Here is a 9477-nt window from a genome sequence, read left to right as displayed (position 1 = left end):
CGGGGGTGGGCCCCTTGCCCCTCCGCTCGCGGGGGGGGGGGCCCCCCGGGGGGGGGGGGGGCCACGACTCTAGGGTTCGCGGCCGGAGGCACCTGCCAACGGTAGCTACGGCAGCGACGGCACTACGGCGCCAGCGCCAGCAGCACCTGCCCTTTCAGGGCCTTGATCAGCGACGTCTCGTCCGGCGGCACGCCCTCCGGCGCCACCACGGCGCGGTCGGCGTAAAACAAGCCCACCTGCACCTTACTCACCACCAACGGCAGCACGATGAAGCTCCTGGCGTCCGGCAGCAGGGCGCGGTGCCAGGCCGGCAGCAAATCGCGGATCTTGGGGCTGGCGGCGTCCGCGATCATCAAATCGGCATCATTCTCCATGGCCAGATGGAACAAATCGCGCGCCGCGCCCATCGGAAAGGCAAACCCCGCCTGCAAACGCGCATGATCCTCCCCGAACGCCACCCGCGCCCGGTACTGCCCGCTGCGCGCGTCTTTCAGGCACACCGTGGCAAAACGGAATCCCATGCTCCTGTACACCGTCTCCAGCACCGCCAGGATGACATCGTTGACCCTGGCGTCGCCGCCGGCGCGCATCTGCGTCACATCCTGCACCCCGGCCAGCAGCAACTCGCGCGCATTGTGCGGCTTGCCGCTCGGATGGGCCTTGCCCTCCCCGTCCTCGCCCGCGTCCATGGTCGCCAGCAGCAGCACATTCGGCAAGCCGCCGGTGTCGAGCGTTTCCTCGTCGCGCGGCTGCGGCTCCATGTTCATGCTGCGCAGCAGCGCCGTCATCTCGCTCTGGACCGTCTCGAACAAGCCCTTCATCTGGTCGGCGGTCAGGTTCAGCGCCACGCCATAGCGCAGCTGCAAGGCCTGGAACTCCTTGCTCTCGGACGGACTGGCCGAACGCCCCAGCAGGCGCGACACCTCCATCGAGAACGACGCTACCTGGCGCATCCACTCGCCGCGGTTGATCGCCACCTTCTGCGCGCCCGCCTGCAAGGGACTGAGCGAGCGGACGATGACGTCCGGAATTTTCCACTCCGCCATCACCGCCTGCGACAGCGCGTCGTAACTCGATCCCAGGATCATCTGCGAGGCCTGGCCCACGCTGTGGGTGCCGCCCTTGACCAGGGCGTTGATCTCGCGATAGCGGTCGTGCTCGTGCGAAGCCACCAGCAGCGGGCCCAGGTTCTTGAACAAGGCCCCGATCGAGGCTTCCTCGGCGCCCTGGTAAAAGCTGTGGCGCGCCATTTCGCGGCCCACCAGGCTGGCGCACAGGGCCGCTTCGAGCTCGATGCGCACGCTGGTGGCGTGCGCGCTGTTGGACAAGGCGTCCACCAGCAGCATGGCCAGCGCGGTGGTGCGCACATTATCGAAGCCGAGCAGCGAGATGGCGCGCGAAATCGTGGTGACGGTGGTGCCGGACTTGGTGCGGTAGGTCGGCGTGTTGGACAAGCGCAGGATGCGCTGGGTCAGGGCCACGTCCGACAGCACGTAATAGGCCAGGTCGTGCGTGCCCTCGTCCTCGGACGAGGCCATCTCGACCACCCGCGCCACCGAGGCGCCCAGGGCGAACATGTCTTCGTCGCCGCAGACCTTGTGGATCAGGGAGGCGCGCACGCGGCGCGTGTCGCCGTCGGAATAAGCGGGTGAAGCCGGAGGAGGAGAAACGCTGGACATGGGCAATCGAAGTGAGGCGACAATCAAGCGGGCGCGCCGGCTTTCCTGCGCGCGCCTTTGTCGTATTTGGTCAGGATCTGCTGATGCAGGCCGGCCAGGGCCGGCAATTTGGGGTTGACCGGGTCGAGCCGGCGCACATTGTCGATCAGCCCCAGCGCATCCTGGGCCAGCTGCGCGTCCCAGCCGACGTTTTCCAGGCACTTGAGCACGGCGACGGCGGCATTGAAGACCACTTGCGGGTTGTCGGGCAGCTTGCCGACGGCTTCCAACATCAGCTCGACCGAGCCGCGGTAGTCGCCCTCGTTGGCCTTGGCCGCGCCGGCCGCCACCAGGTCGACCACGGCCTGGCGGCTGTCGTGCGCCACCGACAGGGCCAGGTCGGTGCGCCCGGCATGCTCGAACACCGCCATCGCCTTGGCCATGACGGCGCCGTTGGCGGCGTTGCGCATCACCTCGCTCATGACCTCGGCCGCGCCGTCTTCCATATTGTTTTGCAAACAGTTGCGCGCCAGCTCCATCTTGACCTCGGGCGAGAGCCCGCTGGTCAGGCGGCACGCCGTCAGCGCGGCGCTGAGCGACTCTTCCAGGCGCACATCGTTGCCGGTGTACTCATGCACCATGGCCGACGAAATGGCGCTGCACACGGCCGTGTTCTTTTGCCCTCCCATCGACTTGTCGAGGTCGCGGATCACGGCCGCCGCCTGCACCGGGTCGCCCTTCTTCACCAGGGTCTGCACCAGCTTGAGGTGGTCTTCCGGATCGCGGAAGGTCGAATACTTGGCCTTGCTCACCACTTGCTTGAGCACTTTTTCGGCGGTGTCGGTGTCGCCCGTTTCGAGCGCCACTTCCCCGAGCTTGCGCAGGCGCCGCACCGCGTGCGGCGAGACCGCCACCGCGTCGGAGAGGACCGCTTGCGACTTGTCCAGCTCGCCGATGGCCGCGTGCGTGCGCGCTAGCCAGTCGTAGGCGTCGACGAATTTCTTGTTGCTCTCGACCAGCGAGGTCAGGATGTCCCTGGCCTCGTCGAAGCGCTCGCGCAGGAACAGGGTCTTGGCCAGGCCCAGCCTGGCCCAGGCGATGGCCTTGGCGTCGAACAGTTGCTGGTAGATCGGTTCGGCCAGCTCCGGCTCGCCCAGGAACAGGTGCAGCTCGGCGCGCAGGCGCAGGAAATCGACCGCGTAGCGCGGGTGCAGGCGCATGCCGCCGACGCAGGCGTCGATCGCTTCGCGCTGGTTGCCCTCCTCCATCAATTGATACACGGGCATGAACACATTGCGCTTGTCGAGCGCGCGCCCGATGCGCTCTAACAACAGGTCGGCCGTGAACGGCTTGAGGATGTAATCGGTGGGCGCCAGTTCGGCCGCGCTGACCACCTTGCTGTAATTGCCTTCGGCGGTGACCATGATGAACATGGTCGTCATGGTCATCAGCTTATGGTGGCGCAAGTCTTCCAGCAACTGCTGGCCATCCTGGCCGCCGTCGAGGTCGTATTCGCACAGCACCACGTCGAACGATTTCAGGCCCAGGTGCTTGATGGCGGCGTTGGAACTGGCGGCATGCTCGATCTTGCTCAGGCCGCACAGGGTCAACATGTTGTGAATGCTGGCGCGCATGCCCGCGTGCGGCTCCACAATCAACGCGGTCAATCCCTCGAGTTCGTTCATCTCTTGTTTTTCCGATCAGCTTGTGGCGGTCCATGGGTCCGCTAAGAGCCTATGTCGGTAGGCCGGGGGAAGCAGGGGGCGATGCATGGCGGGCGCGGGCAAGGCGCGAGGAGGCCGCATGGCTAGCCATGCAACGACGAGCAACGCCGCCCCCGCCTGCCAGGCGCGCCAGCTGCGACTCCGGGCTACCGACATAGGCTCTCAGTAAGTCGGCACACTGGTTTTACTATATTACGGCAGGGGAACGAAATAGTTGAATTCCGCCGTGCGGAACGGCGAAGCCGATGCAGGAATACGACACCCGCCCCGCGATGTGGCGACGGGCTCAATCGTCCTCGATGTCGACCAGCATGGGCGGGCTGGTTTCGATGATTTCGAGCAGGGCGGCCACCACCTCGGGATCGAACTGGGTTCCGCTGCGCTCGGCGATGTAGGTCACCACGTCCGGATACGGCCACGGTTCCTTGTACGGGCGCCGGTGCAGCAGCGCGTCGAACACGTCGACCACGGCCACGATGCGCGCCGACAGTGGAATGTCGCGCCCGCTCAGGCCCTCGGGATAGCCGCCGCCGTCAAAATGCTCGTGATGGGCGCCGGCGATCTGGGCGCCGTAGGTCAGGTAGCTCACGCCGTCGACCATGCTGGCGGCGCGCTCCAGGATCGAACGGCCGATCTGGGCGTGGGTTTGCATCACGCGCCGCTCCTCGGGCGTGTGCGCGGCCGGTTTGAGCAGCACCTGGTCGGGCGTGGAGACCTTGCCCACGTCGTGCAGGATGCTGGCCAGGCCGATCATTTCCAGCAATTGCGGGCTCAGGCCCGGATCGTCCACGCCGCGCTGCTTCATGCGCTGCGCGATGCGCGACGACAAGTCCTGGACCCGCCGCACATGGCCGCCGGTGCCGTGGTCGCGGAATTCGGCCAGGTCGGCCAGGGCCACCACGGTCGCTTCCTGGGCGCGGCGCAATTGGCCGAACATGTACAGATTGTCGAAGGCGGCCGCGATGCGCTGGCAAAATACTTCCAGCAGGTCGCGCTGGATCGGCGCCAGCGGCCACGGCGGCGTGACCGAAATGCACAGCTGGCGCTCTTCCTGGGTGTGGATGTAGAGCACGTTGGCCGGATGCTCGAACTGGCTCTGCTTTTCGCGGAAGGCCTTGGCGATCGCCGGCATCAAGGGATGGTCGGCCGGCAGCGCCTCGCTGTCGGCCAGCGCCGTGTAGTGGCCGGTGGCGGCCACCACGGTCGGCCCGCCGGTGACGGCCGACATCACGCACAGCACGCCGTCGGCGCCCACGTCGAGGATCGCGCTGACCTGGTTCAACACGCCCGAGGCGAATTCGCGCAGGGAATGGATCTGGTACAGGTTGGTGGCGCCGGCCAGGATCTTGCCGAGACCGATGCGGCTGCGTTCGAGCATCATCAGGCTCTCGTAGGCGCGCAGGGCCGAGATGACGGTGGTAAACAGCTTCTGCGTGGTCAGCTCGGTCTTGGCCTTGTAGTCGTTGATATCGTATTCGATGATCACGCGCTGCTCGGGCGCCTGGCCCGGCTGGCCGGTGCGCAACACCACGCGCACGAGCTGGTTGTTCAGTTCCTCGCGGATGCGGCGCGCCAGGATCAGGCCGGCGTCATCGGTTTCCATGACCACGTCGAGCAAGACCAGCGCGATGTCGGGCGTGTCGCGCAGGATGCGGAAGCCCTCGGCCCCGCTGTAGGCGGAAAACAGTTCGAGCTCGCGCCCCTTGAACGCCACATTGCGCAGCGCCAGCCGGGTGACCGCGTGCACATCGACATCATCGTCGACGATCAGCACGCGCCACAGGCGCTGGTCGATCGGGGCGGTGTTGGCGTCGCCGCCGGACTCGTCGTCTTCGTCGAGCAGCCAGTTATCGTCCGATGCATCTGAAGGGTCGGTCATACAGGCTCCATGAAGGCCCCGTCTGCGGGGCGGCGTACGCGATGCGAATCAAAACAGCTGGTTCCTGCCCGACCGTAACTTTAAGCAAACAGTGCAACTGTAACATCGGCACTGCCAGCTTTTTACCAATCAAATTATAAACAATGTTTTGTCGAAGTCGAGCACGAGCGCATTCATATTTTGCGAGCTGGCAACAGCACCGCTCGTCATTTGGCGCCGCATCTGCTACTCTTGGAAAGCACAGGCGTCCGCCGCGGCGCCGCTTTGACAAGGATCACTTATGCAAGTTCCTTCTTCGACTGTAGCCGGTGGCGGGCCATCCGGCAAGGATATCGCGGGCCACGAGTTCCTGGCGTTCACGCTCGGCTCGGAAGAATACGGCATCGACATCCTCAAGGTACAGGAAATCCGCGGCTATGAAGCGGTGACGCGGATTGCCAACGCACCCGAATTCATCAAGGGCGTGATCAACCTGCGCGGAATCATCATTCCCGTGGTCGACATGCGCATCAAGTTCAACCTGGGCACGCCGGTGTACGACCAGTTCACCGTGGTCATCATCCTCAATATCGCCGGGCGCGTGATGGGCATGGTGGTCGACAGCGTCAGCGACGTCACCACCCTCACCCCCGAGCAAGTCAAGCCGGCGCCGGAAATGGGCACCGCCTTCGGGTCCGACTATTTGATCGGGCTGGGCACCATCGACGCGCGCATGCTCATTCTGGTCGATATCGACAAGCTGATGTCGTCGGCCGACATGGGGCTGATCGAGTCGCTGGCGAGCTGATGCGCAAGCCCCGGCGCGCTCAGCCGAAAAAGAATTCCATGAACCCGGCTTCGCCATCCGGCCCCAGCACACGGCGGGCGATGGCGCGCATCTCGTCGAGGAAGACCGGCAGCGGATTGCAATCATCGTCGTACACCTCGTAGTCATAGGTGTTCGCCTCAACCAGCATCGCCTCGGCCATGGCCTGGAAAAAGCTGGCCAGGTCGTCGGCGATTTTGCAGTGATAAGAACCGATCGTACCGAACACCGTACCGGCGGGGGTGCTGCTGTCGACCACGATCGCGTCGCTATCGAGGTTGGCAATCACGATCCAATGCTTGTTCCAGTGCGGGCTTTCAGTCACCGGGCCGCCTTTGTAGCGGATCCATCGATACCCATGCTGGCGGGACTCGAGCACGTCGAGCGGAAAGAGATCCAGGCGAAGCGTGCCTCCCACCATGGGACGGTCGATCAACAGTATCCGGGCGTAGTAGTCTCCCAGCACCGCACCAAGCGGGATCGGCTCGGTTACCGCCTGCGGCGGCCGCCATTGAACGGTTCCGGAATTATTCTCGCCGGCTGCGAAGGCGCTGGCAAAATTCTTTAATGCGGTATCAAGTTCCATACAAAGTTTTCCGTCAAGGTGTCGCGACTGGGCACAAGCCACGCATCCTACCCTGCCTGCCCGGCGGCTGCTTCGATGGCGAACGTGCTACGATTTCTTTTCAGCCAATTCTTAAAGAAACCATGAAATTTCCAGTGCACACCCTTTGCGTGTTCCTCCTTGCTGCCATCGGCGCGATCAATCCGGCAGCGGCGGCCGACGACTGCAAGGACCCGATGTCGCAACGCGACATGAACAGGTGCGCCGGCAAAGATGCCGGGCGCGAAGATGCTCTGCTGAATAAAAACTACAAGGAACTGACCGGTAAGGTGGACGCGAAGGAAAAAGCCCAAATCAAAACCGTGCAACTGGCCTGGATCAAATTTCGCGACCTGCAATGCAATTACGAAGCCGACAGATACGAAGGGGGCACCATGCAGCCGTTGGTCCACTCGTCGTGCTTGTACGAAATGACCAAGCAGCGCAATAAAGAATTGGCCGAGATGATCCGGGAAGTATCACACTAAGCGCAGCGCGTTTAAGGGCTGCAGCAAGGCCGGCAGCGCCACGTCGTCGCGCGCCCCTGTAAACGGCGTCACGGACAAGTGGCAGCGCGGCTGCCTGGCGATCTTCTCCGGACTATCGTCGATGATGGTCATGCGCTCGAGCGTATAGCCGAACTTCTGCGCCTTGCGCAAATCCTTGATGTAGACATAGCTGTTGCTGCGCGCATCGACCCGCTGCACGCAGCGCTCCACCGACCAGGCGAAGCGCAGCGGCACGCCGGCGAACAGGCGCTCCACCACCGCCGCCACGTAAGCGGCGCTCGACGACGACCACACCGCCAGGTCGAAGCGGGCGGCGGCAAATTCGATCAATTCGCGCGCGAACGGGCGCTGGTAGACCAGGTACGTCCCCACCTCGAAGTCGCAGGGATGGGCGAGCGAAAACTCGCTGGCGTGCACCAGCGTTTCGTCGAGGTCGAATATCAGAAGGCGGCGTGGTTCAGGTTCCATGCGGATCGAAAGGTGGCCCGGGTAGTGGCGGATGGCTGCATCCTCGCGGCAGCGCCTGGGCCGGTGGCAATGTGGCGGTCCCAATGTGCCAGGCACTGGCAGGCTGGGTCTACCAGTTGATGCGCTTCGGGGAATTCGTTCATCGTAAGGAGATTCGAAAAGCATGGCAATGAGCGGACATCAGGCTTTCGATCCCTGCTACCGTCGCATTATATGTGCTCGTGAAAATCACCAACATGTCGGCAAAAAATTGCTTGCTCAAGTATTCTTCGTGGCGCTTGCAATCGTATGCCATTTGCGGATAATTAGTCGAGTAGAAGTCACGCACAGGGAGCACATCATGACGGCCGATGTCATTGACCACACAACGCTTTCCAACCTGGCCGAAGCTGGCCAGGTGAGCAATGCACGCGTAGTAGGGCAAGCGGAGGGCTGGAGCATACTGGTGACGCACGGCATGTCTGAGCAGACGCTTGCGGAGGATCGCAACGGGCAGGTTCGCATTTTTCCAAAGCTCGACACCCTTGCCGCCTATCTGAAGGAGATCGGGATTGTGCGTTTTGATGTGGATGCCGGGAATTTCGGCCCAACGACTATTTCCCGCACCGGGGGTCCTGACCGCCCTTCCGCGATACCGGACGCGCATTCCGTTGCCGCCTACGCCGAATGGCTGAAGGCAGAGGTGCAGGAAGCAATCGACGATACCAGCCCCAGCGTTCCGCATGACGAGGCGATGCGCCAGATTCGCGCGGCAATGAAGCGCTCATAAGGGAAGTCCATGCATGTCGTCCGCTGAAAAAAACAGGCTATCAACGATTTGATCAAAATCGGCCAGTTTATCGCCAGGGACAGCCCGGCAAATGCGGAAAAAATGACCGAGCTGCGCGCATTGCACTACGAATGCGTTCATAGGGCAGAGTAATTGATCAGTCCATGCGCAGCAAGATGCTGGCAGATCAGATGTTGCGCGCTTCAGGTTCCATGCGGATCGAAATATGCGGCCCAGGTGAGGGCCGAAGGCGGCATCTTCGCGGCAGCGCCGAACAGCGCCAGCGCCTGCCTGCGGGTGCCGGTGTTGAACACCGCCACCGCCAGGTTGAAGGTGGTATGGCGATCAAGCGACCCCTGCGCCAGCGCCGCGCGCAGCACGGCTTCGGCCTCGCGGTACAACGCGCGGTCGCACAGCACTGCCCCCAGGCAGGTCAGCACATGCGCATCGTGCGGATGGCTGGCGCGCGCGTGCTCCAGCAGTGCCTGCGCGGCGTCCATGTCGCGCTCCCAGTGTTCCAGGCGCTGCCAGGCCTGGTCGACCAGCTGGCGCGCTTCGGTGATCTGTTTCATGGCCGTGCGGCGTGAGCGTGTTGCTGTGTATGGAAATGAAAATCGGCAAGCGTTGCCATGGCGACGCCGCTCAGCGCCCCCCGGCCAGCTCCTCGAGCTCGGTCGCGCGTGCAGCGCGGGCGCTCATCGAACACTCTTCGGCCAACAGGACCGCCGCCGTGCCGCCGTCGGGATCGTGATAAAACATGCAGTTCGCCTCGACGTATTTCAGCCACAGCCGCTGGGCTTCCTGAAGCTGCTTCTTGCGCTCGCCCTGCTGGCGCGCCATCAGCGCCCGATACGCGACATTGAGGCGCTTGTCCTCCGTGTCGTATTGCACGGCGATGCATTCCATGATCGCCGGGTTGCTGACGGCCTTGTCCATGCAGCGCCGGTACTGCTTGCTGCCCGCGCCATCCTGGGCGACTGCGGGCATGGCGCCGGCGGCCAGCGCCAGCAGGAGAATCGAACGCAATAAAGTCATGGGGGAAATCCGGTAAGTCCGGGCGC

At 63.6% G+C, this 9477-nt stretch carries 10 protein-coding genes; 3 read left to right on the top strand and 7 right to left on the bottom strand.

Annotation, left to right across the window (positions count from 1 at the left end; translation table 11 throughout):
* Window positions 1-122: 122 nt before the first annotated feature.
* The 3 genes from F0185_RS15505 to F0185_RS15495 all read right to left on the bottom strand — a co-directional run bounded on the left by F0185_RS15505 (window position 123) and on the right by F0185_RS15495 (window position 5261).
* Window positions 123-1679, bottom strand: a complete 1557-nt coding sequence (locus F0185_RS15505; RefSeq protein ID WP_167225813.1) for an HDOD domain-containing protein — start codon at window positions 1677-1679, stop codon at window positions 123-125.
* Window positions 1680-1702: 23 nt separating this feature from the next.
* Complete coding sequence (locus F0185_RS15500; protein WP_167225811.1) at window positions 1703-3343, bottom strand: response regulator; 1641 nt, start codon at window positions 3341-3343, stop codon at window positions 1703-1705.
* 325 nt (window positions 3344-3668) lie between these two features.
* Window positions 3669-5261 (bottom strand): DUF3369 domain-containing protein, encoded by a 1593-nt coding sequence (locus F0185_RS15495; protein WP_167225809.1) that lies wholly within the window; start codon window positions 5259-5261, stop codon window positions 3669-3671.
* 280 nt (window positions 5262-5541) lie between these two features.
* Here F0185_RS15495 and F0185_RS15490 point away from each other — a divergent pair, with 280 nt between their 5' ends.
* The gene (locus tag F0185_RS15490) at window positions 5542-6048 is read left to right on the top strand and encodes a chemotaxis protein CheW (RefSeq protein WP_166891866.1); all 507 of its coding nucleotides are present in this window, start codon (window positions 5542-5544) and stop codon (window positions 6046-6048) included.
* A gap of 19 nt (window positions 6049-6067) precedes the next feature.
* Here the strand turns inward: F0185_RS15490 and F0185_RS15485 are convergent, their stop codons facing one another.
* Window positions 6068-6652, bottom strand: coding sequence for a hypothetical protein (locus tag F0185_RS15485; protein WP_167225807.1), 585 nt, complete (start codon window positions 6650-6652; stop codon window positions 6068-6070).
* 122 nt (window positions 6653-6774) lie between these two features.
* Here F0185_RS15485 and F0185_RS15480 point away from each other — a divergent pair, with 122 nt between their 5' ends.
* Window positions 6775-7158, top strand: coding sequence for a lysozyme inhibitor LprI family protein (locus tag F0185_RS15480; protein ID WP_167225805.1), 384 nt, complete (start codon window positions 6775-6777; stop codon window positions 7156-7158).
* Here the strand turns inward: F0185_RS15480 and F0185_RS15475 are convergent.
* Complete coding sequence (locus F0185_RS15475) at window positions 7150-7647, bottom strand: HAD family hydrolase (RefSeq protein ID WP_167225803.1); 498 nt, start codon at window positions 7645-7647, stop codon at window positions 7150-7152. The two genes, F0185_RS15480 and F0185_RS15475, sit on opposite strands and share 9 nt — an antisense overlap.
* Before the next feature lie 163 nt (window positions 7648-7810).
* Here F0185_RS15475 and F0185_RS15470 point away from each other — a divergent pair, with 163 nt between their 5' ends.
* A complete protein-coding gene (locus F0185_RS15470; RefSeq protein WP_223164516.1) occupies window positions 7811-8416 on the top strand; it encodes a ParC-related protein in 606 nt (201 codons plus the stop codon).
* Window positions 8417-8619: 203 nt separating this feature from the next.
* Here the strand turns inward: F0185_RS15470 and F0185_RS15465 are convergent, their stop codons facing one another.
* Both F0185_RS15465 and F0185_RS15460 read right to left on the bottom strand, forming a co-directional pair.
* Window positions 8620-8988, bottom strand: a complete 369-nt coding sequence (locus tag F0185_RS15465; protein ID WP_223164515.1) for a hypothetical protein — start codon at window positions 8986-8988, stop codon at window positions 8620-8622.
* A gap of 70 nt (window positions 8989-9058) precedes the next feature.
* Complete coding sequence (locus tag F0185_RS15460) at window positions 9059-9451, bottom strand: lysozyme inhibitor LprI family protein (RefSeq protein ID WP_167225801.1); 393 nt, start codon at window positions 9449-9451, stop codon at window positions 9059-9061.
* Window positions 9452-9477 lie beyond the last annotated feature (26 nt).

The organism is Massilia rubra, assembly GCF_011682065.1.
Taxonomy (GTDB): Bacteria; Pseudomonadota; Gammaproteobacteria; order Burkholderiales; family Burkholderiaceae_D; genus Telluria_A; species Telluria_A rubra.
This window is presented reverse-complemented; position numbering and strand designations above follow the sequence as displayed.

Bases quoted from the DNA above. Each gene is read 5' to 3' on its own strand.
- F0185_RS15470 (WP_223164516.1), top strand. From the start codon at position 7,811: ATGGCAATGAGCGGACATCAGGCTTTCGATCCCTGCTACCGTCGCATT.
- F0185_RS15465 (WP_223164515.1), bottom strand. From the start codon at position 8,988: ATGAAACAGATCACCGAAGCGCGCCAGCTGGTCGACCAGGCCTGGCAG.
- F0185_RS15505 (WP_167225813.1), bottom strand. From the start codon at position 1,679: ATGTCCAGCGTTTCTCCTCCTCCGGCTTCACCCGCTTATTCCGACGGC.
- F0185_RS15490 (WP_166891866.1), top strand. From the start codon at position 5,542: ATGCAAGTTCCTTCTTCGACTGTAGCCGGTGGCGGGCCATCCGGCAAG.
- F0185_RS15500 (WP_167225811.1), bottom strand. From the start codon at position 3,343: ATGAACGAACTCGAGGGATTGACCGCGTTGATTGTGGAGCCGCACGCG.
- F0185_RS15475 (WP_167225803.1), bottom strand. From the start codon at position 7,647: ATGGAACCTGAACCACGCCGCCTTCTGATATTCGACCTCGACGAAACG.
- F0185_RS15495 (WP_167225809.1), bottom strand. From the start codon at position 5,261: ATGACCGACCCTTCAGATGCATCGGACGATAACTGGCTGCTCGACGAA.
- F0185_RS15460 (WP_167225801.1), bottom strand. From the start codon at position 9,451: ATGACTTTATTGCGTTCGATTCTCCTGCTGGCGCTGGCCGCCGGCGCC.
- F0185_RS15480 (WP_167225805.1), top strand. From the start codon at position 6,775: ATGAAATTTCCAGTGCACACCCTTTGCGTGTTCCTCCTTGCTGCCATC.
- F0185_RS15485 (WP_167225807.1), bottom strand. From the start codon at position 6,652: ATGGAACTTGATACCGCATTAAAGAATTTTGCCAGCGCCTTCGCAGCC.